General features: G+C 59.3%; 20 protein-coding genes and 6 pseudogenes. 9 read left to right on the top strand and 17 right to left on the bottom strand.

Going from position 1 to position 21,218, the window contains the following annotated elements:
• Positions 1-380 (bottom strand): ArdC-like ssDNA-binding domain-containing protein (locus M729_RS0128820; protein WP_027163610.1); only part of this gene is annotated, 380 nt, incomplete at its 3' end.
• A 355-nt stretch (positions 381-735) separates the two neighbouring features.
• Between M729_RS0128820 and M729_RS01000000136075 the strand changes: the two are divergent.
• Positions 736-1,909: pseudogene (locus M729_RS01000000136075) on the top strand (IS110 family transposase).
• A gap of 697 nt (positions 1,910-2,606) precedes the next feature.
• A pseudogene (locus M729_RS1000000139515) lies at positions 2,607-2,791 on the top strand (IS5/IS1182 family transposase); the annotation flags it as partial.
• A 464-nt stretch (positions 2,792-3,255) separates the two neighbouring features.
• Here M729_RS1000000139515 and M729_RS0128810 read toward each other — a convergent pair.
• Both M729_RS0128810 and M729_RS0128805 read right to left on the bottom strand, forming a co-directional pair.
• Positions 3,256-4,419, bottom strand: coding sequence for a porin (locus tag M729_RS0128810; RefSeq protein ID WP_027163609.1), 1,164 nt, complete (start codon positions 4,417-4,419; stop codon positions 3,256-3,258).
• Between the two features lie 315 nt (positions 4,420-4,734).
• Entirely contained in the window at positions 4,735-5,379 is a 645-nt protein-coding gene (locus M729_RS0128805) for a hypothetical protein (protein ID WP_027163608.1), read from the bottom strand.
• Between the two features lie 1,095 nt (positions 5,380-6,474).
• On the opposite strand from M729_RS0128805, the pseudogene M729_RS01000000136070 reads away from it, so the two are divergent.
• A pseudogene (locus tag M729_RS01000000136070) lies at positions 6,475-6,998 on the top strand (transposase); the annotation flags it as partial.
• Positions 6,999-7,215: 217 nt separating this feature from the next.
• Here the strand turns inward: M729_RS01000000136070 and M729_RS0128795 are convergent.
• Entirely contained in the window at positions 7,216-7,449 is a 234-nt protein-coding gene (locus tag M729_RS0128795; RefSeq protein ID WP_027163606.1) for a helix-turn-helix transcriptional regulator, read from the bottom strand.
• A 68-nt stretch (positions 7,450-7,517) separates the two neighbouring features.
• Between M729_RS0128795 and M729_RS0128790 the strand changes: the two genes are divergently transcribed.
• The gene (locus M729_RS0128790) at positions 7,518-7,844 is read left to right on the top strand and encodes a hypothetical protein (protein WP_245267655.1); all 327 of its coding nucleotides are present in this window, start codon (positions 7,518-7,520) and stop codon (positions 7,842-7,844) included.
• 67 nt (positions 7,845-7,911) lie between these two features.
• Here M729_RS0128790 and M729_RS1000000139890 read toward each other — a convergent pair whose 3' ends face one another.
• From M729_RS1000000139890 to M729_RS1000000137975, 4 genes and pseudogenes are all read right to left on the bottom strand, one after another.
• Positions 7,912-8,097: an acyl-homoserine-lactone synthase gene (locus M729_RS1000000139890; RefSeq protein WP_027163604.1), complete on the bottom strand. Its 186-nt coding sequence runs from the start codon at positions 8,095-8,097 to the stop codon at positions 7,912-7,914.
• A 204-nt stretch (positions 8,098-8,301) separates the two neighbouring features.
• Positions 8,302-8,658, bottom strand: a pseudogene (locus M729_RS1000000139775) (autoinducer binding domain-containing protein); the annotation flags it as partial.
• A gap of 25 nt (positions 8,659-8,683) precedes the next feature.
• Entirely contained in the window at positions 8,684-8,983 is a 300-nt protein-coding gene (locus M729_RS1000000139770) for an autoinducer binding domain-containing protein (protein WP_027163601.1), read from the bottom strand.
• A gap of 218 nt (positions 8,984-9,201) precedes the next feature.
• Entirely contained in the window at positions 9,202-9,393 is a 192-nt protein-coding gene (locus M729_RS1000000137975; RefSeq protein ID WP_245267654.1) for a hypothetical protein, read from the bottom strand.
• Positions 9,394-9,908: 515 nt separating this feature from the next.
• Between M729_RS1000000137975 and M729_RS0128755 the strand changes: the two genes are divergently transcribed.
• The 3 genes and pseudogenes from M729_RS0128755 to M729_RS1000000137970 all read left to right on the top strand — a co-directional run.
• Positions 9,909-11,132, top strand: coding sequence for an acetyl-CoA carboxylase biotin carboxylase subunit family protein (locus M729_RS0128755; RefSeq protein WP_027163599.1), 1,224 nt, complete (start codon positions 9,909-9,911; stop codon positions 11,130-11,132).
• Positions 11,133-11,656: 524 nt separating this feature from the next.
• Positions 11,657-13,030: a hypothetical protein gene (locus M729_RS1000000138630; RefSeq protein ID WP_156949354.1), complete on the top strand. Its 1,374-nt coding sequence runs from the start codon at positions 11,657-11,659 to the stop codon at positions 13,028-13,030.
• A 35-nt stretch (positions 13,031-13,065) separates the two neighbouring features.
• Positions 13,066-13,608, top strand: a pseudogene (locus tag M729_RS1000000137970) (integrase core domain-containing protein); the annotation flags it as partial.
• 403 nt (positions 13,609-14,011) lie between these two features.
• On the opposite strand, the gene M729_RS1000000139510 reads toward M729_RS1000000137970, so the two are convergent.
• The 6 genes from M729_RS1000000139510 to M729_RS0128710 form a co-directional block, all read right to left on the bottom strand.
• Complete coding sequence (locus M729_RS1000000139510; RefSeq protein ID WP_245267653.1) at positions 14,012-14,605, bottom strand: hypothetical protein; 594 nt, start codon at positions 14,603-14,605, stop codon at positions 14,012-14,014.
• A gap of 6 nt (positions 14,606-14,611) precedes the next feature.
• Complete coding sequence (locus M729_RS1000000139505; protein ID WP_245267652.1) at positions 14,612-14,851, bottom strand: hypothetical protein; 240 nt, start codon at positions 14,849-14,851, stop codon at positions 14,612-14,614.
• A gap of 44 nt (positions 14,852-14,895) precedes the next feature.
• The gene (locus M729_RS1000000139500; RefSeq protein ID WP_245267651.1) at positions 14,896-15,630 is read right to left on the bottom strand and encodes a recombinase family protein; all 735 of its coding nucleotides are present in this window, start codon (positions 15,628-15,630) and stop codon (positions 14,896-14,898) included.
• A gap of 18 nt (positions 15,631-15,648) precedes the next feature.
• Entirely contained in the window at positions 15,649-16,104 is a 456-nt protein-coding gene (locus M729_RS1000000139030; RefSeq protein ID WP_027163595.1) for a hypothetical protein, read from the bottom strand.
• A 336-nt stretch (positions 16,105-16,440) separates the two neighbouring features.
• Positions 16,441-16,563 (bottom strand): hypothetical protein, encoded by a 123-nt coding sequence (locus M729_RS1000000139765; protein WP_280940200.1) that lies wholly within the window; start codon positions 16,561-16,563, stop codon positions 16,441-16,443.
• Between the two features lie 267 nt (positions 16,564-16,830).
• Positions 16,831-17,061, bottom strand: coding sequence for a hypothetical protein (locus M729_RS0128710; RefSeq protein ID WP_027163594.1), 231 nt, complete (start codon positions 17,059-17,061; stop codon positions 16,831-16,833).
• 247 nt (positions 17,062-17,308) lie between these two features.
• Here M729_RS0128710 and M729_RS1000000139025 point away from each other — a divergent pair, with 247 nt between their 5' ends.
• Positions 17,309-17,581 carry a hypothetical protein gene (locus M729_RS1000000139025; RefSeq protein ID WP_027163593.1) on the top strand — a complete coding sequence of 91 codons (273 nt, stop codon included), beginning with the start codon at positions 17,309-17,311 and terminating at the stop codon, positions 17,579-17,581.
• 1,382 nt (positions 17,582-18,963) lie between these two features.
• Here M729_RS1000000139025 and M729_RS1000000139020 read toward each other — a convergent pair.
• On the bottom strand, positions 18,964-19,221 hold the full coding sequence (locus M729_RS1000000139020; protein WP_050596369.1) for a hypothetical protein: 258 nt from the start codon (positions 19,219-19,221) through the stop codon (positions 18,964-18,966).
• A gap of 237 nt (positions 19,222-19,458) precedes the next feature.
• Positions 19,459-19,569 (bottom strand): annotated as a pseudogene (locus tag M729_RS1000000139495) (IS110 family transposase); the annotation flags it as partial.
• Between the two features lie 474 nt (positions 19,570-20,043).
• Between M729_RS1000000139495 and M729_RS0128685 the strand changes: the two are divergent.
• Complete coding sequence (locus tag M729_RS0128685; protein ID WP_245267650.1) at positions 20,044-20,376, top strand: Lrp/AsnC family transcriptional regulator; 333 nt, start codon at positions 20,044-20,046, stop codon at positions 20,374-20,376.
• 567 nt (positions 20,377-20,943) lie between these two features.
• On the opposite strand, the gene M729_RS0128680 is transcribed toward M729_RS0128685, so the two are convergent.
• On the bottom strand, positions 20,944-21,180 hold the full coding sequence (locus M729_RS0128680) for a transposase (RefSeq protein WP_156949352.1): 237 nt from the start codon (positions 21,178-21,180) through the stop codon (positions 20,944-20,946).
• Between the last annotated feature and the right edge of the window lie 38 nt (positions 21,181-21,218).

The raw sequence follows: 21,218 nt of genomic DNA, 5'->3' as shown, positions 1-21,218 counted from the left end.
TTGGCGCGTTGCTTTTCGTTTTTCGGAACAAAGCGGTCGGCGTGAACGATGGTCGTGCCGCGCTCGCCTTTCCTGACATTGCCGCCAAGGGCAAGCGCCTGCCGGAAGGTCAGCCAGTTCTGGCTGGCATAGCTGCGCTCGATGACCGCGCCCCANAGGATCAGGATATTGATGCCGGAATAGCGGCGCTCGGTGGCCGCATTCCTGGGCAGGCCGAGGCCTGCCTTTGCGCTTCCCCAGGGCTTGACCCATGGCACGATGCCGCGCTCGAGCTCGGCAATGATGCGGTCCGTGATCTCTTGATAAAGGTTGGCGCCTGCGCGCCCGCCCCTGCTTGCGCCAGCCTTTCGGCTGCCGGAACGCTTGTTGATTGAACGCATGCCCTGGTCCTCCGCTCGCCAAATCGCGCCCTCCCCCGGAAGATCCCATGGGCGGTGGAGGCAGCGCTCGATCCCGATCTCGCGTGCCTGCCCCCGTGAGTGGGGTGGGCGGCAGAACGCGACTGGCTTGGCCCGCTGAACGAGGCAGGCCGCACCCGAAGGGCCGGAACGGAGTGGAGGATGTGAGCGAAGCGAACATTGCGGCCTGCCGCAGCGGGCCTAGAAAGGAGCGTCGCCCACCCCGCGAGCGGGGGTTGGCAATAACCAAAACCACATCGCGAAGCGATGACCGCAGCTGCGATCAACTCGCTTTGGCCGGCGTATTGCTCATGAACAACTTGGAGGGATAGAACACATGAAAGCTGAAAACGTGACTGAGATTGAAACCGATGCGGTCCATACGACACTCGGCGCTATCTTCATGTCCCTGGAACTCAGTCGCTCGAGCTGGTTGGTGACAAGCTTGTTGCCGTGCAACGGAGAGAAGATGTCAAAGCGCGTCGTCAAGGCAGGCGACACGGCCGGATTGTTCGATCTTATCCGCCAGTTGAAGGCAACGGTTCGGCGCAGAACGGGCCGTGACGTGCCGGTGATCGCAATCCAGGAGGCTGGCCTGGACGGCTTCTGGATACATCGGATCCTTGATTGTGACGGTATCGAAAGCCATGTGGTTGATGAAGCATCCATTGCCACGTCACGCAGGAAGCGCCGGGCGAAGACGGACAAGCTGGATGGCGAGACCCTTCTTCGCGCCCTGCTTGCCTACAAGCGCGGCGAGCCGCGGGTATGCGCCATGGTCGTTCCGCCATCGCCCGAGCAAGAGGACCGAAAGCGCAACAGCCGTGAGCGACGCGCTCTCATCGCAGAGCGGATCAAGATCGTGAACCGGGTCAAGGGGCTCTTGTTCTCGCAGGGCATCGTTGGATTTGAGCCGCTGAAGCGGGACCGCCGCAGTCGACTGGAAGAACTCAGGACCGGAGACGGTCGTGAACTACCGTCGAATCTCAAAGCGGAGATTGTCCGTGCACTGGACCGGATCGAGCTCGTGCTTCGGCAGATCAAGGACGTGGAGGCAGCGCGTGACGAAGTGGCTCGCGATGAATGCGACCCATCAAAAGTCGCCAATGGAATGTCGATGCTCAAGCAGCTGCGCGGCGTGGGAGCGGACTTTGCACGAGGTGCTTTGGTCCGAGGGTCTGTATCGCGAATTTGCGAATCGAAGGCAGCTTGCCTCCTATGCCGGTCTGACGCCGACACCGTGGCAAAGCGGATCGATCAGCCGGGAACAGGGCGTATCGAAAGCGGGCAATCCGAGGCTGAGGACCGTGATGGTGCAATTGTCGTGGTTCTGGCTTTTGCATCAACCTCGATCGGCTTTAGCACAATGGTTCCAGGAGCGGGTCGCGCTCGACGGTGGCAGGCGCCGGAAGCCGGCCATTATTGCGCTCGCGAGAAAACTTCTGATCGCGCTATGGAAGTATGTTCATCATGGTGCTGTCATTGAGGGCGCTGTCATGAAGCCGGCATGATCAACGTACTCTTTTCCATCCGCCGGGATTGATCGCTCCCGGCTGATCCTGGGCGAACGAACCTCCCACCCCACTTGGCCTAAAATGCCGTCCGGAAGATTGGTCGCGTTCCCCTGAGCCTTACCGACGAAAGCGGGATGTTGGTGCAGCTGCCACAGCGTAGCGACCGTATGTGAGTTTGGACCGGTGTTGCTACCGCGCCAAGACGACAGGCTCGGACCTGGGATCACAACGCATCGAGGTAGATATGCGAAGACAGCCTTGACGACAAAGTCCCCATGTGAGCGGGGTGGGCGGCGAAAACGACCGGAAAGGCCCGCCGTGAAAGGCGGACCGCATCCGAAGGACCGGAACGGAGAGGAGGACCCGAAGCGCAGCGAAGGGTTGCGGGACGCCGCGGCGGGCCTAGAAGGGAGAGCCGCCCACCGCGCGCCACCGGGGACGGCCAACAGACAGACCACGCCGGCCGATCGGCCGGCGGCCGTCTGCAGCCGAAAGGCTGCCCAAGCCAGGGGGCGAAGCCGGATGGCCGAGACCGCCTGAGGCCTGCGGAAGAAGAGCGGGCTCGGTGCACGAGCACCCGGCGCGCGCCACAGGGCACGCGGGCGCCCCAAGAAGCCGGCCGGTGTCCTGTCGACGCCGATCGCGAATACCGCCTTTGAGCCGAACCTTTACGAGCTCGCTCGCATGGTGCTGAATGCCTGGACGCATGGCTAAGATCACCAGAATACTAAGCGCGACCCGTCCGACCTGACGGACGAGGAGTGGGAACAGGTCGCGCCGCCAATGCCCAATCCTGGGGCGTTGAGCCGTCCGCGCGAGTTTGATTTTCATCAGGAGATCAACAGGGTGCGCTACCTCGTGCGTTCGGGTGGCTGGCGGAATGCTGCTGATGCCGAGTCTCGGCAAGCGAAGGGTACGGGGCCGTCAAGAAGATCGTCGGCCGAAGCGCCACATCGCCGTCGAGCCCAGATGAACAGCTTTTTGTGGTCACCATCACCCAGCTGATATTGGACAGTGATGGAGTTCAGGTCGATCTTGGATGATATCTAAGCGTGCGGCCCCCGCCTCGCGGACCTCTTGACTGCTGGGGCGTCGGGTGGCCGAAGGCCGTCTCGGCGCCCCCTCTTTTTAACGGAACGTCCGCCAGCGTCGTTTTACGCCGCGATCCACCTCGCCTGCGCGTTCTAATCACAATGCGTTAAAAAAGGGCACCCGGGAACAGGGCGCCCCTTCTCATCGACGAAATGCTCGGACTGGAGGTCCGTGATCAAGCAATGCGCCGATAACCGATACGAAGGCTCGCAGTTACCCGCTTCGAACGCGGGGTACGAGCCGTTCCATCCTCAGAATGAGCGTTGGAACCGAACAAAACCGCCTAAGCTGTTTTTCTTGTCAGCACCGGTCCAGTTCAAGGCCGGAGCAGGAGAACCAGCACCGAATTCGTCGAAGCGGCCTGCGTGCAAGTAATCGACTTCTGTCGTGATCGTGAAACCGGGAACGATATCGTAAGCGATATTCGCCGCAATACCGAGGTTCTTCCACTCATCGTAGGAGACCTGGGCGTTGAATGAGGCCTTCTCATTGAACTTGTAGGTGCCGCCGCCCCACACCGCCCAGTTTCCGCCCCACTGCTTGTAAATGCCGCGACCGCGGCCCGGAATCGCCCAGGTCGGATCCGACAGGTTGTCGTCCGTTCCATAGCCGGCCATCGCGAACAGCGAAACTGCGTCGCTAACATTGACGTCGATACGGACTTTGCCGGCCACTTCCTCGTAGTTGCTGTCGTAAGCGATGACGCCGGTGATGGCGCCCCAGCCCTGCGTGTACTTCACGCCGCCGACCACGTGCGGCACGTAGCTGTCGATGGTGCCCTTGTCGCCCGAGCCTTCTTCAAGTGAGACGACGGCCGAGAAGCCGTTGCCCGCGTCGAAGTAATACTGGATGACATTGGTGTTGTGGTCGCCATAGGGCACGAGCGTGTCGTTGATGACGTTGCCGGCATAATCGATGAAGCTTTCGAAAGCTGTGTCGGTCTTGCCAATACGCAGACCGCCGAGCTGGATCCAGGCGTGCTTCAGATTGACGGCCTGGTTGTGCGCGGGATTGGGATCGGTGCCAAAGTCGCCTTGATCATTGCCGAAATCGAAACGGGTCTCGGTGTAGGTCTTCAAGGTGCCGAGCTCGGTCTCCTGGCCGGTATAAGTGCGCAGCGAAAAGCGAGCGTTCTTGTACCAGGTGTGGTTGCGGCTACCGTCCTCATGATCCTCATTAGTCGCACCGTCGTATGAGCCGACGTCGCCGAAACCGATGTCGTAGCGGACATAGCCGCCGATGCGCAGGCAGGTTTCGGTGCCGGGGATGTAGAAGTAGCCGGCGCCGTAGACGTCGCAGATCTTGACGTATTCGGCCGGTTCCGGCTCGGCCACGACGACCGCGTCGGCGGCGCGCGCGCCCGAAACCGCGATCAGGGCCGCAGCGGAGCCGAGAAGAAGGCTCTTGATGTTCATACTTGATCTCCTTGAATGATTTGAAAAGGGCGAGGACGTCGATGGACGAACCGCTCCCTATCCCCACGATCGAAAAAGATGCGCATCGCGATGCATCCTTCCCGGTTCGGACGCTATTCACCGGGATGAATAGCGCAAGGTCAAATTCCGCTTCACTGCTATATGTTTCATTATTAGTTGTATTTTTATCACTAAATGGCTGTTATTACTTGCACGAATTGAACAACTATACATTTGTACAAACCGCACAATTGGCACATTGACGGATTTCGAGCACATCGAGTGTGCGCGAACAGCACCGACACCGACGAATCGTCAGATAGATCCAATCAGGGAAATAGCCTGGGCGGCCGACGCAACAGCTTCTGTGTTGATGCCTTCCCTGAGCAATTCGACAGGAACCCGACCGTTGAGCAGAGGCGACGGGCTGATCAGCCACAGCCAAGCCAGTCTGGGATCGGAGATCGAGGAAAGGACTTCCCGGATTCCGTGCACGGGCCTGCCGTCGATGAACTGAGCCAGGGGAAATACATGCTTGCGGGAGCCTCTCCGAAAGGCAACCACATCATTGTGCCGCTGCCACCAATGCAGCGTTGACCGCGGGATCCCAAAACGTCTTTCGATGTGCGTTGAGCCCGCAACTGGTCCGGCCCACTCAGCGATGCGCGCGCCTATCGGAAAATCTTTCAGAACCGGATGCCCGAGCGGATGATCGGCTGCCCGGGGCCGCGAAGCGATCTCACAGGCCTGAGCGTTTAGCCGTCGCGCTGCTTCGGCCTCGAGCCTGCCAAGCAATTCGGCGGCCACGATGGTCAGATCCGGATCGGAACCCGAAGCAGCAGGACTGTCACTTCGCTTGGCCTCATCGCATTGCGCAAGAATGCGTTGCACCTCCCTCATGACAAAGCTTGAAAGCTCGTTCTGGCGCTTGTCATCCGCAAGATCACTCGATCCCGACATGTGTAGCTTTCCTAATAGCACTCCCTCAGCAAGCCGCTGAAGGAGCGTTGAAGACATGAAGCTTGCAGGACGGCGATGTGTTGCGTCTTCGCATGCTCGCGGCCTGGCAGCCGTCTCGCGGCTTCAACCGTGCCTCGATGGACGACCTTCCTAGCCCCTACGATCGAAACAGATGCGCCTTGCAGAGCATCCGTCACATCGCGATAGTATCTGCGATGTGACTTTGCGCAAGATTCAGAGCGCATCTTGCAGATATAGTAGTTTAGACGTTGCTTGTAGGCAACTAAATTCGAGACTTTACTTGTACAAATCGAGGATATTACATATTTGTCCGATACTATAGATTACGATAGCAACTTTTATGCTTGGCCTTTTCTGCTGTTGCCGCGTCACATTTTTCAGGTGCGTGGCACCTCCATAATTACTAAGGTGAAAGCGCGTCTTCAGGAGTCTCGTATTGCGTATCGCTCGATCCACTCATGCGGGCTTCCCGGCAGGGAGAGCAGGTTTTAGCCGGTGCCTCAGCCGACTATCTGCACGAAGGATCAGGCGCCGCGTCCTTGTCCCAAGCGACCAGCAGGCCCTGTGTTCACGCTATGTTAGAAGGCGCTTCCTGCTGAAGTCTGCAATGTGCGAGGGTTCGCTGCAGCTTTCCTGCGTTTTTCTCGGCGGCTCTGAGGAGGCCGCCTTGCCGAGGTTGGAGAGTAGCTGCCCGTCGGTATGATCGGGACTGACTGTTGCCGAGCCACTCGTCTCGAGATTTAATGCTGCCGCCGGCGCGCTGGTCGGAGGAGCGCGAAGTTGTTGATCGTCGAGGACTATGGACTTCGCGGCAGGTATCGGCGATGTCGCGACGCCATGGGATTTCCAACCCACTGCTGTTTGATTGGCGCAGGTCGAATGCGTATCCTCGACGCCAGCGCCGACAATGCCAGCGGGCAGGACATAACCAATCTCTCGGCATTGACCTGGTTTTAGAACCGCTCCGCGCCCGCAACGCTGTGCGCAGCCATATCGACCGCGCGAACTGGATGGTGACGACCGGGGCCAGGCAACTGTTCGCGGCTGAACCAAAACACGGGTCAACGCGCCTCACTGGTCGTCTCTGACGACCATGCCGGCCTGGTGGCGGCAATCGGCGAGGTGATCCCCGAAGCCGCCTGGCAGCGCTGCTATGTGCATTTCCTCAGGAACGCGCTCGATCACCTGCCGAGGAAGCGCGGCGACGATTGCCCTGCAGGAACTGCGCTGGCTCTATGACCGGCGCGATCTCGCCGAGGCCAAGGCCGATCTCGCCGCATGGCTTGCCAAAATGGTCGGGCCGCTATCCGCGACTGACGAGCTGGGTGGAGGAGACCATCGAATGCACGCTGACCTCCTTTTGCCTGCCGCGCCAGCACCACAAGCACCTAAAGTCCACCAACATGCTGGAGCGCCTCAACGAGGAAATCCGCCGGCGCACCTATGTTGTGCGCATCTTCCCAAATTCACTGAGCTGCCTGCGCCTGGTCAGGGCGCTGGCCGTCGAGACCAACGAAAACTGGATGGAGGCCAACCGCTACATCAACATGGATGATCTGCGCGAGCACAAGAAGCTCGCTTTACGCCAAGCCGCATGACCACCAACCATGGCCGCCCCTTTTTTGCGGGACTTGACGCACACAACCTGGAATGCTTCCGCAATGAGCCGTCGAGGGCGCGAGAACAGGGAGCCCCTTTCAGTAACTAAAAGGCTGCCCCGCGTCTAGGCTAGCCGTATGTCCGAGACTTCGGAGACTGGCGGATAAAAGGGCTCGGGTCGCGAGCAATCGGCGCGAACTGCATGAGGGACGCCTACTAAGTCCGCAGGCTCGACAGCATCTCGCACGGATCAGCGTCAAGGGCCGCGGCTACGTCGAGAAACTCGATGACATCGAGACGCCGCTCTCCACCTTCGTACTTGGCCACGAAGGATTGCGGGCGGCCAAGCTGCTCGGCCACCTGCTCCTGGGTCAGGCCTTTGGCCTTGCGCAGCGATATCAGCTGGGCCAGAAACCGCTGGTGGCGGGGAGATCGAAGAGATTTGGGCATGCAAGCGAACCGGTCACTTAAAGGCCGGCTCAGCGACTAATCTCCGTTTCGAATTATCCCATTTTGGGATGTTCTGCATTGAATCCAGCGATCAACATGCTAGGTTCACTGCAGCCATTGAATCGACGCGAACAGATAAGACCCGAAGCGCAACGCGGTGCGACGAGGTGCCCTGGTCAGACAGCATCACGAGCTACGACAGGCAACATCGCACCATTTACCTGCGCATCCTGGACGCCTCCGCCGACAATGCCCGCGTGGAAGAAATGGCCGATCTTATTCTCGGGATCGACCCGATCCTTGAGCCGGTCCGCGCCCGCAAGGCTGTTCACAGCCATGTCGACCGCGCCAACTGGATGGTGACGACCGGCAGCAAGCACCTGTTCGGCGGCTGAAATGCGGCGCGGATTGCCACGCCTCTGGGCGTGACGGTGCAGCCCTGCCCGCCTTTATCGCGTGATCTCATGCCACCTTGCGAAGTACCGGCGCCCAGAGCACATGACCGCCTATGCCGCCGCTTTGCCGAACCGTCTGGAGCATCTTTTCCGACACTTCCAAATAGCCGGCCAAGGCGCGGGTGGCGCCAATCGTGTGCGGCTCTGCAAACCGCTCCAACGGCCAGCCGGCGCGGCGAAGGATGCGTTCCATGCGCAAATCGGTGAACCGTTACGATATGGCTGAGCTGGCGCGAGAGGCCCAACTCGATCATGCCGGCGAAAAATTCATAGGTAGCGATCGCAATGCCGCCTGCTCCCTTCGATGCCGACGAGGCAATGTCGAAGGGAGGTATGGCCAGCTTCAGTACGTCAGGAACTTGAAGCGGCGAGACGAGCAACTGCCTGTCTGGTTATGCTAACGCCAAGTTTCCTGCCGTTGGCCAGATGAAACGTTGCCGTATGCCGCGTAATCCCGAGGATGCAGCCGATATCGCGTTTGGAATTTGCCCTTCTCGGCCCATTGCAGACACTCGTATACTCGCGCCGTCAGCAATACGCCGTTCACCAGTCGATCAGCCGAAAGTTTGTGACGGACGAACATGTGAAAACAGGTCGCAACGTAAGGGAGAGCGTGTTCATAGCGTTCCGCGGCGCGGACAAATGAAGCATCACGCTTGTCAGCGGCAAAGGTCATCGCCGCAAAATTGCCTCTGAGATCAATGATCGGGATCGTCGAACCACAGCAGATGCCGAACTGCGCCGCTTCGTCAAAGAGCCTATGCTCAGCTTCTGATGGCTCAACACCCGGTAGCGAAGAGCCCCATCGGAAGGGGCATCCGCCGCCTCGGGCGTACGATTACGGTATCAATGCTCTGGTACTGGTGCTCTAGATAGCGCGCCGTCCAGCTCGTCGGATAGTTGGAGATCAGCGTGGGCTTGTTACCCTGCGGCGGGAGCGAGAGATAGGCGAAGGCGACCAGGTCGAGTTGTGAGCTCAAATGGGCCAGGGGGCTGCGGAAGTCGACCTCATCGACGCCTTCCGAAAGCTGTTCCAAAAAATCTTTCGTAGACAGATTGCAGCAAATAGTGCCGAGCATCTGGACTTGCTGCCACCTGCAGGCAAGTTGCCGAAGACCAACGCAAGTTTCTGACAAGGGCAGACATGAGGAATAGGCCCTGCCGGCGGGGAGGTGCGCCGGCAGGGCTCGCGGCGCAACGTCCGCGGTCAAATGGGAGGACCGGAAACAGCCGCAAACAAGTGGTTTGGTCCGCAATGTTATACGGCGCGTTCCGCCTTCAAGGCGCGGTACGTCGTTCAACAGACTTCCCGTCGCATCGACATGATGTCGACACCGTTGCGGGTGACGATCAGTGGCGGGGCAAGGCCGAGAGTATCACTGTGCAGCATGGCCCGGCCGATGACCCCGTTTTCAAGCAGAGCAGCGGCGGCCCGCACGCCAACCTGCAACTCGGGCTCGAATGCTACGCGCGCCCCGGGATCGCGCATCAGCTCGACACCTGACAGGTTTCCAACGCCGCGAACTTCGCCGACGATGGGGATGTACTTCCAGTTCGGCCCCGTGCAGCACTGGCAACGCCGCCCTACATGCGGCGGATTAGAGGGCCGGTCAGCGCCCTATGCCACCGAATTGGGCTAAAGGGGATGTGCAAGATCGGACCGCGGATCGAGCACCGTGTAAACTGGCTCTGCCGCACCGTCGACGCCGGCTTCACCTGTTCGGCTTCATGGTTCAATCGCGGTTTTTTGACGCTGCCTTCGACCGATTGGTCGATGCCAGCGGACATGCTGGAGAGATCATGAGCTACGAGGCGGGGGACGGTCGGCTATGAGGAGGACAACCCGATCAGTTGCAACATGTCCTTCAAATGAATTCACAGAGTCTTTGCACCCGGAATCACTGACATTGATACGTTCAGGACAAGGTCGGAGGTGGTGCATCGAAGGTGACGCCGATTACCCTCAAACTGCCGGACAGCACGCATCGTCGGAGACAACAGACAATGGCAAGAAGTAGAGCGCTCATCCTGATTGAAGGTCATCCTAGGTGCACTGGTCTGCTATACGTCCAAGCGGCCCAGCGTCTTGGTCTTCATCCAATTGTCTTGTCGGCTGATCCATCTCGGTACGACTACATTGCTGCAGAAGGCATTGAGGCAATTCGTGTTGATACCGACAATGTCGATGCGCTGACCCGCGAATGCTCCCAGCTGCATGCGGCCCACGACATAGCTGGCATTACGTCCGACATAGAGTCGGTCTACGCGACGGTTGGCAAGCTCTGCCAGTATTTCGATCTACCGGGACCGAACCCCAGATCGATTGAACGATGCTGCGACAAATTCATTCAACGTCAGCTTCTCGCGGAGGCCGGCGCACCCATACCGTCTTACCGGTTGGCAACGAATGTGACCGACGTAGAAAGCGCTGCTGCGGAGATCGGCCTGCCGGTAATTCTTAAGCCAACTGTCGGGGCCGGCGGCAGAGGTGTCCGACTATGCTGCAACGTCGGTGAGTTAGTCGAACATACGACCTATCTGTTGGGGGGGAAGCATATATGGCGGTCTTCGCCGAGGATACTCGTCGAAGAATACGCACAGGGTCCCTATTATTGGGCCGACATAATGGGCGATCAGGTCGTTGGAATTGGCACCGGTGAGACCAGACCTTCATCGCATTTTGTGTGCACCCTTCCTGCCCCGCTGACTGATGACGCCCATGAGCGAATCGTAGATGTTTCGCTGAGTTGTTTGCGAGCTCTCGGCCTTGGCTGGGGGCCAACGGGCATCGAATTCCGATGGACGGAGCGTGGCCCAGTCGTCATTGAAGTCAACCCGCGGCTTCATGGCACGCCCACTCCCCAACTGATTCAGCTGGCTTACGGTATCGATCTCATCACGGAGCACATCAAGCTCGCCACCGGCGACGAATGGGATTTGCGCCGAAGACATGAGCAGACTGCAGCGGCGCAGATCCTAGTCCCTGATCGCGACGGCACACTCGACTGGATCGGCGGTGACAGTCGGGCGACTGCCATACCGGGTGTCGCAGAGGTCAAACTCTATGCTAAATCCAAGACGCCGATCGTCAGAAACGGCGATAACCGTGACTGGATTGGACATGTCATCGCCACGTCACCCAGCAGTGGCAATGCCGCAGCGATCGTCCAGAAGGCCGTCGACCTCATCGGTTGGTCAATTAGCCCGTTTCCGGCCCTTGGCAAATAAGAACAATTCGCTGCCTCTCGGTCTTCTGCAAAGAACTGCAAGCGAATGGGAGCATCGGCGCGCTGCGGATCAGGGAGCGACAATGGCGAGCTATTGGGCGATGGACGGATTCGGTTGCGTCTCGATCTGCTCTCCGTGTGCCTGGGGGCTGGTCGGCTGTGGGTCTCAACCGACCTGCCGCGAACCTTGATCTTTGGAGACGAAGAGGTGTGCAGGGTGCTGGATGTTGATAGATGCTGTGCCGAGCGTTCCCTTTGGCCCGAGAGCTTAGATGGACGCGAGATCGTTCTCATATCTGCGTGGAGAGCTACAGCAAACTCTAGCTTCCGCAGAGAGAAACCGCAAAGCGGTGTCGAGGCCGCGTGTCTCGTCCGCAGCCTCAAACCACCACATTTCGCAGTTCCTGAAAATCGTCACCTATTAGCTTTCGGGAACAAAATGGCCCGTACACACGACGAGTTGTGTCCAAGAATCCAGAGGGCCGCGCAAACTCATAATCATAAGCCCGCTAGAAAGGACTGCCCATGACAATCGCGACGGTGCCTGCAATCAGCGAAACGGATGTCCGAATTGAGCGCCGACTATGCGAGTTAGCAATTCGCGACCCGGCGTCGATTTGGGAGGCTCAAGACGATTTGTCCAGCGCGATTGCAGAGGCAGGCATTCACTTTGAGGGACGTGCGTATCCCGTATGTCTCCGGCCTCTTGCGATAGACTGCGGTCTGGCTAATCACCTCAGCGCTACCGCTGAGGCCATGGTCAAGGTCCTTGATGTCGCCGCTGAGCTGTATTGCCGGAATGAACGTGTGCAAGACCTTTTTCCTGCTTATAGACGTTTGCGGCATTGGATCATACCCCCCCCAACATATCGGCCGGTTGTAAGAATATGCCGACTAGATGGCCTTTTCGGCAGCGATGGACATTATAAGATAATCGAAACGAATACTGAAGCGCCAGGCGGGGTTATTCAGAACGGCCTCGCCGCAAGAATCTGGAGCCGCGTACCCAACCCATTGACACATGGACTATCACTAGACGTGATGAAACAGCCTTTCGGGAAGGATCCGGCCTGCTTCGTGCGGGAGCTGTTGTCTACCTATTACGCTGCGGCCGGCAGCGAACTGAAAACTGCAGCAGTAGTCAATTTTTGCGGGCGATATACAAATGAAGTGGATTGGATCGTGAGCGGCCTAAGAGACACAGGCGTCAACGCAACATTGCTGGATGTTAGCGCGATTAGGCGCACAGCTCGTGGGTTAGTGGGACCGGACGGCGCAGTCATCGAGCTTGTTTATAATAAACTTGACCCCAGGGACTTTATCGACGCTGAGGAACCTCGAGACTACTTAGACGCCTGTGCGGGTGGAGAGGTCGTTTCGGTAAACCCGTGGATCTCCCAATGGGTATTATCTGACAAGACGATTCTTGCTGTACTCAGCGATAATCAATTCAGCTCGGACTTCAATGCCGAGCAGCTCGAGTTCATTTCACGCCACATTCCATGGACCCGTTTTGTCAAAGCGGGAGTAACAACTGACCCCGAACGGCGTCGAATCGAGCTCATCAGCTACATCCGGAGAAACAAGGCCACTCTTGTTCTGAAGCCCTCTAACGCGACGCGTGGCGAGCAAGTTTTGGTTGGGTGTCTCACCTCGGCAGCAGTTTGGGAAAAACACATTGACTGGGCGGCGCTCAATCCATGTGTTGTTCAAGAGTACATCAGACCCGGAGAGATCACGGCTCTGCACCCGCCAAGCCGATCCATCAAGAAAATGGCGCATGGAATTGACTGTTATGTATTCGGTGGCCGTATAGCAGGTTTTCAGTCGCGCGCAAGCTTCGATCCGGTGATGAACGTTGGGCGAAGCGGGATTCTGCTACCGATTTCAATCGGCTAAATTTCCCAACAGAGCTCGCCGACATGCGTGCGCTAGGCTACCGGCATGGCCAGGTGTTGCTGCGCCGGGAGGCTGGGCGGTCAACCCGAAGCGAATCTATCGTCTTTACAAGGAGATGGGCTACAAGCGTCGGGTAAAGGCGAAGCTGCGGGAGGATCGCACCGATGCGACGCAGAGCAACCAGGTCTGGGCGATGGACTTCGTTCACGACCAACTGGCGACCGGCCGCAAGATCCGCGTGCTCACCGTCGTCGACGCTTTCTTGCGCTTCTCGCCGGTGGTCGATCCGCGGTTCAGCTACCGCGGCGAGGATGTGGTCGTGGTCCTCGAAGGGGCATACCGGGAGGTCGGTTATCCGAAGACGATCCGGGTCGACCAGCGCTCCGAGTTCATTCCCGCGACCTCGACCTGTGAGCCTACCAAAAAGGTGTTGAACTGGACTTCTCCCGACCGGGAAAGCCAAGCGACAATGCTTTATCGAATCGTTCAATGGAAAGTTCCGCGCGGAATGCCTGAACGCGCACTGGTTCCTGAGCCTTGACGACGCCCGCGCCAAGATAGAGGAATGGCGTAAGGACTAGAATCCTGTTTCATAAAGCCCATCTGTCTATGCTGTTGAAGGGAATAGTTTTTGCTGATCGGGGTGCGATCCCGCGGGGTTTTTCGGGTTCTGTCGCGCGCGATGAACAATCTGCTGGGCTCGTGGCTTTCCAAGTTCTGATCGGCTGAAGATCCACAGCCCATCCGGTAGAGGATGAATGCCTTCGATCTCGCCTGCTTCGGCGGCGAGTCTGAGGGTTCGGTGCAACGCCGAGGAGGCGCGCCGCCTTGTTCAGGTTGAGCCACGGCTCGTTGCCATCCGGCGCCGGCCGGAAGACCGGGATCTTGTGATGCGATCTGTGTGCGGTGATCCGCTCCCGAGTCCAGCGATTGCCATGCTCGGTCACCAAGCCGTTGCGATTGAGAATGCCGGCGATCAGATCATCGCTGGCGATCAGCATCAGTTGCCGGATGGCCGCGATGATATCGCCAGAGGTGCTGTCGCGCTGTCCGCGCCGGCGCTTCGGCAGGCGCAGCTCGGTATAGGCGCCGCCAATCCAATGGACAGCGCACGATCTTGGAGGCTTTATCGTCGATATCGGCGACCATCTCCTGAATGACGGTGCGCACGATGCGCTTCTTGAGCCTGGCGTCCGTCGTTGGCGCCGACCAGACAGCCTGAAGGTCTGTGGCCAGCGCCGTGATGCCCGTTGCCAACACAGGTGGTGGCCTCGGCGTCGCGGCGATCTTGCTCTCGATCTCACCGACACGGATGAGTGCCTGGTTCCAACGCGCTTCCAGTTCCGCCGCGACCAGCCGGTTCTCGGGATCGGCCGCGTCATATTGCCGGAAGGCCCGGTCGGCGGCGTAGCGGGCAGCCTCAATATCCCGACCGAGGGCGTCCCGGACCTGGTCACGACGATTGGCAGCTTGCGCCTCAGCTTCGGCAGCGGCAGCAATCGCTCCCGGCTCCACGACACGCAGGAGCGCTTCCTCAATCGCATCTCGACGCGCAGTCCGCCCAAGGCGATGCATCGCGGCTCACCATTGTCGAGCAGACCCCGCCAGCAGGAATAGCGCGGAATGTTGTGCTTGGTGCCCGTGTAGCGGACCGTCAGCTTGCGGCCGCAGCGCCGGCAGCGGATTGGGCACGTTGTCGCTCACCATCTTGCGGATCGCCTCTGCCCTTTCCCAACTGACATAGCCTTCATGGCTGTCCGGGATCAGCGCCAGCCTCGCGCGTCCTGCGTCGGATACGTGGGCGAGCGGCGGATCGGCCAAATCCCGAGCGCGGCACGAGTCTTACCATAGGCGTAGGCGCCGCCTTAGATCGGATTCTCGATCATCCGTGGATGTCGCATAGCTCGGCCTGCGCTAGACCACGTCGCCATTGTTGCACTTGGCGGGCAAATCCAGCCATGCTCGAGGAACCACATCAAGGCCTGACGGGCGCTGCCGAGCTCAGCAACCTTGTCGAACACTAGGGTAATGGATTCCTGCACACGCCGATCGGGATCCTTCTCAAGACGATCGCCGACCTTCACGAATCCGACAGGGGCTGCGACGACGAGTTCGCCGCGGCGGGCCTTCTCGGAGCGGGCCGACAGCGAACGCTGGCGCAGAAGATCGAGTTCATACTCGTTGAGACTGCCCTTCAATCCCAGCAGCAGCCGATCATGCCCTGACGCGGCGCATAGACCGTCTCCTGGTCGATCAGCACGGTATCGACGACACGGCACATCTCGATGAGCTGCTGCCAGTCGCGGCCGTTGCGGCAAACCGCGACACCTCCCGTGCCGCAACCGCCCCGATCTTGCCGAGACAGACCTCCGCGACCATCCGATCGAAGCCGGCCCGTACGACGCCGCCGGCGGCAGAACGGCCAGATCGTCATCGATCGTCTCTACGGGAGACCAGCCAAGGGCTGTCAGGCGATCGCGCATCCCATATTGAAGTATGCTGCTCTCACGATTGTGCAGGACCTGATGGGCTGACGACTGCCGCACATACAGGATCGCTTTGCGCTCCAGATGGTGCCGCTCAATCTTCTCATGCATCATGGTCCGCGCCCTCCCGTTCTACGGCACCCTCGCCGTCGACGTGCCCGAGATCAGGCTGACCATCAGCTTCGTCACTGATCGGCGCGTCTCGGCCGGCAGCGCTGCCATCGCGGCGTCTGCTTCGTGTTGGCGTCGTTCGGCTTCGAGAACAGATCGAACTGGTATGTCGTGGGCTGGCGCGGCATGGACATCTCTCCGCTTGGCGTGAGAGCCCAATGCTGCGCCCATCTCCGGCGATTGCGAGGGGACACCTATGTCATGCAGCAGGGTCGCCAAAGTGCCGAGCGCGGCAAGGTCGAAGTGCGGAACAGCTATGATGCGCCAGTTCGCGCTGGCTACCCGATCGAACATCCACGCTGGAATCTCCAGCCAATGATCCGATACCTGCCCAGAAACGCTGCAGCGGAAAACCTTTGCGTCGTTCTTGTCGATCACCTCATGAATATGGACCTGGCGACACGCCAAGGATGCCATGCATAGGGAAGCTCGCGCTCCGGGCCGGTCCCGTGTGCGTTCCGTCGTCGAGTTGTACAACACATAGCGCGATCGGCAACAAGCCGCCGATATCGCTTATGAAAGGCTCATCGGCGCCCGTTCCGCCTTGAGCCATCACCCCAGGCGTTGATTTGCGGCCATTCACATGCCGCGGGCCGGTATGGTGATGCGCGGATCAGGCCCAAATCTAGGAAGCGAGCGCGAGGCTCGATGCGTCATTCCGGTTTCCTGATCCTGATCTGATCGATCATTTACCATGCGGGTCAGGCCTTCCTCACATCTCTGACGGACCGGTTCAGGTGTGCTGCTGAATGCTCATGCCGGCACCGTTGCCGGATTCCGGTAATCCTCTTCCTTTGTCAGCATGGCCCAGATGCCACGCGCCATCTTGTTGGCCGGCGCGATGGCCACGAGCATCCGCGGCTTCTTCGGCATCATGCGCGCGAGCCAGGAGCCCTCGGGCGCGCCCTTCCGCGATGCCCATCGGACCACAGCCATGGCCCCAATAATAAGCAGGCGTCATCTTCGAGGTTTTTCTTAGTCGTTGCTTACCGCCGGTCGATTTCTGCAACGGGCCGAGCCAGCGGCGAAGTCACGGCCGCATTTTGAACGTCTCCATCGGAGGCGCGAAAGTTTCGATCGCCAGTGCAGCGATGGGGTCAACGCCGGGCATGGTTTGCAAGCGCCGAGATGCCTCAGCTTCCCTCACAGAGCATCGATCTTCTTCTTCAGTAAGTCGATCCCGCCAGTTAGCTGGTAGATCCGGTCCAGCAGATCGCGGCAGATTTCGCGGGCCAGATCAGGCAAGTTGGCTTTCTCGTCCTCAACGAAACATTCAAGTCGGTTCAGATAACGAATTCCCTGCGGCGCGATGTGGCCGAATTCATAAAGGTGCGCACGCAATGCGTTGACCAACTCAGTGCGCTGATTGACCACGTGTTCTCGGGTGCGAACATTATGGACCGAGACTGCTGCTCTCGGTTTTCCGGTTCGACGAAGCGCATCGTGGGCAGTTGCGCTGCCTCGACGATCGCCTCCGCATCCGCTGCGTCGTTCTTCTGCCGCTTTATTAATCGTAAGGTGACCATAATGCAGAGGAGCGCGGTCTGATCGACAGATTCTCGCCGTTTTTGTCCATGTTCCTCCGCATTATTTCAGGTCGAGCCAGGCGAGCACGCTCGAATTGCGCTTCCAAGATGGCTGGCCGCTGGGTGTGGTTGGAGCGGCGACCCTGTTCCAGGGTTCCGCTTCGTTCCAGATTGGCCTTGGCATAGTGGTTCTTCGTGTCGAGGACCGTACCGTCGACGCCCGCCGAGATGAGGTGCACGGCGGTGGCATGCCGGAAGGCGTGTGGCGTTACGTGCTTGGCACGCAGCGTTTGGACGGTTTCGGCCCCGCCTTCATGCAGGCGGCGAGCCTGAATCGGATCCCTGAGGCGCTGAGCGGCTCACCATAGCGGTTACGAACAGCCGCTGGTCGGGCGCTCGCGGTTGCCGTTCAAGCAGTTTCTTCTGCAATATCCCGGTTTCCGGCCCGAGCGGGCAGATACGTTCCTTCCGGCCCTTGCCGGTCAGACGCACGCAGTTCGGGCTTATCGGATTGCTTCGGGGCACAGGTCGAGCGCCCCCTGTATTCGTGCGCCGCTGTTGTAGAGGAACGAGAGCAGCGCATGATCGCGGTTCGAGCGCGCTTGATCGGGATGTGGAGACTCGACGCATCGCGCAATCGATGCGGTCCTGGTGGCCACGAAGTGGAAGAAGCTGCGGATCGCAGCAAGGCGGCAGTTGCGCGTGCCGATCGTACCGCCACGTTAATGATCGGCGTGGCGGAGGGGAACGCGGCGATTCGTTGGCGTTCAGATCGGCCAGCGTGATCATAGCCACCTTCTTCCCAGCACGCCACGCAACGAACCGAAGCAGCAGCCGCCAGGTATCGCGGTAGGACCGGACTGTGTGGATGGACGCGTTGCGCTGCTCGACCAGCCATTCATAGAAGAACGCGCGCAGCAGGGCCGGGAACGGATCATCCCTGCTCATGACCCCACCTCCCGTCTCAGATTGAGGCATGGTGCGCCAAGTACCCGGAACCGCTCATTTGCATAATGCATCAGATCCTGCGTCACGGTGATGTAGACCAAGGTAGAGTTGATGTCCGGCCGAGGTAGGTAGCTAGGAACGGCAGGCGATCCTGTGGATTGGTGCCCGTTCGGTACCCTTCGAAGATCCTGTTCACCACCATCGAGTGGCGCAGGTCATGAACGCCGGGACCTGTTTTTTCTCGCAATGGCTTCAGCCCAGTGCGGCGTTATGAGGTCGGTAAGCAGCCAGGTGATCATTTCCGGCATGTAATGGCTTTCGCCTCGCTCGTGCCAGAACAGGCCGGAGCGCGCGTCCTGTGATCCACCGGCACGCCGCCGCGCATCGACGTAGGCCCGAAGCTCGACTACAACGCTGTCGGGTAGCGGCAGAATCCGGGTCTCGAAGAACCTAGTCTGCCGGATGGGCATCGTACCGACCTGCAGGTCAACATCACCAAGATCGAGACGGGCAAACGCGCCGCGCCGTAAGCCTGCGCAATAGCCAGCAGCAGCATCGTGTACATGCTCAGCGGTCGAAGCGGCACCCGTGCGCCGGATAGCTACGTGCGACGTCGAGCATCCGTCGCACGACGGCAGGCGAGTAGATATGGGGCTTTCGCCATTGCCTGGCGGCTGCTTCCTCTGTAATCCGGTCGCCGCTCACTCCCGGATGCGACTGCAGGGAATGGTCGAACCGCAAGAGCAACAGGGGCTAGGAAGTGTATTGTATCCTCTGCGCCGCATCGCGACATGCTCGGCCATCATTTTCCCAGTACGCTGCCGAACGGCCGAGGCTGGCGCAGTTCGGCAAGCGCATGTTCCGGATCCCGCGACGCCAATGCCCGCCAGATCGGCATGCACTGCTTCATATTGCCCTCATCGCGCAGAGCGGCGACGGGATTGCTTTCGATCGCGCCGATTTCCACCACGCGATCGAGGAACCGGTCAATAATGCGGGTGCGGTGCAGCGTGGATGCCGCCCGGCGAATGGCTGATTCTCGTAGCCAGGCCAGCAGCACTTCTTGACCGAGGGCCTCGTAACGTTCGGCGACATCCGGAGCAAATCCCTCGACGGACGCCAGGAACGTGCGGATTTCACGCGCTCCTCCGCATTATGGTCACCTGACGATTAGTGAAATATGGTCAGGTGAGCATATCATAATGAACGCTTTGACGTTGCGAGGTCAGCTTCGGCTGACGGCCAAGCCGAACCATCTCGTGGACACATGCCGGATTACCCGCCATGATTTGCAAAACTGCAGGCGCGACAGCTTCTTGCGGAACACGACTGATCCGTCAGCTGCCGCCCCGTCCAGTGGAAAGACGTTCTTTGCCAGATCGACCCCGATGATGGTAACCTTTTCCATGGATGCCTGCCACTCCTTTGCTGGTTCTAACACCACTGCACATTGCGATGCCGTCGGAGAAGGCTGGCATCTACCCATCTGGAAACCCTCAGCCAATGAGGCGGTGATCGGCTCATCAGCCTGCCAGCCGTGGCACGCTGATCAGCCCGGCTCCGCGCCGGAGAGCGCGGCGACCAGGCCGTAACCTAGACCAGTCCGTTGGACACCATCTTGACGGCCGGAATGAGCCCCACTCAGTGATGCTTCGTCACCAGAACTGCATTAACTGTTCATTCTTCGATTACGACAAATGTTGCGCTTCAATAAAGTAGTGAGAAAGAGCATTGTAACCTTGTAAAGATTGCAGAACCCACATCGGACGACCTAGACCCACGATCTAAACGACGCTACAGAAAAGCAATCAGGTTTCCCTTTACCAAACTCGAGGAGCTTGCAGGTTCTTCGGCAGATTCATACATGCGGGGAGTGAACAGGTTGCGTACAGATGGCGTAATCTTTGCGGATATTCCGATTACGGACAAGAAGGATCTTGGCAAGTCGCTTTCCGTTATAGTCGCCGTAGAGCTTGACCGTGAACATTTGGATCTTGTCGACGATTTCAAACGCGCGATGCGGGCCGCCAAGGAAGTGACCCAATGCTATATGGTTACTGGTGAAGCCGATTTCGTTCTGATCGTGGCGGTTGAGGACGTCGAGGCGTTCGGCCTCTTCGTAAAGACGAAGCTTTATACTAACCAAAATCTCCGAAAATTTAGGAGCATGATCGCGCTTGATCGTGTTAAGTTCGAGCCACGCGTTACGGTTTAGCAATGGCCGAACGCCCCGAAGCGCTCAGTTGGTCGAGTAGCTCAGCCAATTGGGCTTTCGGCCTCACGGATCCGGGCAGGCGGATTCGCCGAGGATAGCCCACCATATGTGCCTGCGCTCAAGTTGGAGTGATGCTCGGAGCTGGCCGGGGAAGCGCGCCGTCAAGGACCCGAACTCCCCCAGCCGATGACCTGACTTCTACAGCGCCGTCTCAGACACCGTAGCCGTGTCCACGAAGTTGACGATGCGGCCTAAAGTAGCCGGCGCAGCTGAGAAGACACGATCCGGGCGCTGACGAATGGAACCTGTTCGGATTGCTGGCCGCCACTGGGATGCGTTTCCGGAAGCCTGACGGCCTGTGGGCGTGATCAGCCGAACGCCGTTGTTGCCACTTCGTCGGCCGACGGGACTTCGCTTCGGGATGGCCTGGTGTCATGACCGATCCAAAACCGTGTTCGCCCCATCTTGCCGTCGTTGTCTTAGGCACGGCGTTGAAGACAGTTCCGTTGGCGAGCATGCGATGCGGGATCACCGCAAAGCTTGCGCACCAGCGCCACTTAGCCTTTTTCATTCCGGCCCGTCGGTCCGATCCGCATCGCCCAGCTTTTGAGCCGTGCGCCGCCCTTGAGCGGCTTGGTCAGCATTGTGAGCGGCCTCATAAAGCGCCGTGCGCACCGCGGCATCGCCGATCTTGCTGATGCGGCCTCTCGAGGCAGTCTGCGCAAGGCTGTCGTTGCCCAGCGGAAGGCCGTCACCATGCATTGGATGTGGAGTGATGGGACGGTTCGTGCGCGCCGTTGTCAAAGGAGGTTCCGAATATCGGCCATCGGGTGCCAGGTGGA

Source organism: Mesorhizobium sp. WSM1293 (genome assembly GCF_000513875.1).
Taxonomy (GTDB): domain Bacteria; phylum Pseudomonadota; class Alphaproteobacteria; order Rhizobiales; family Rhizobiaceae; genus Mesorhizobium; species Mesorhizobium ciceri.
This window is presented reverse-complemented; position numbering and strand designations above follow the sequence as displayed.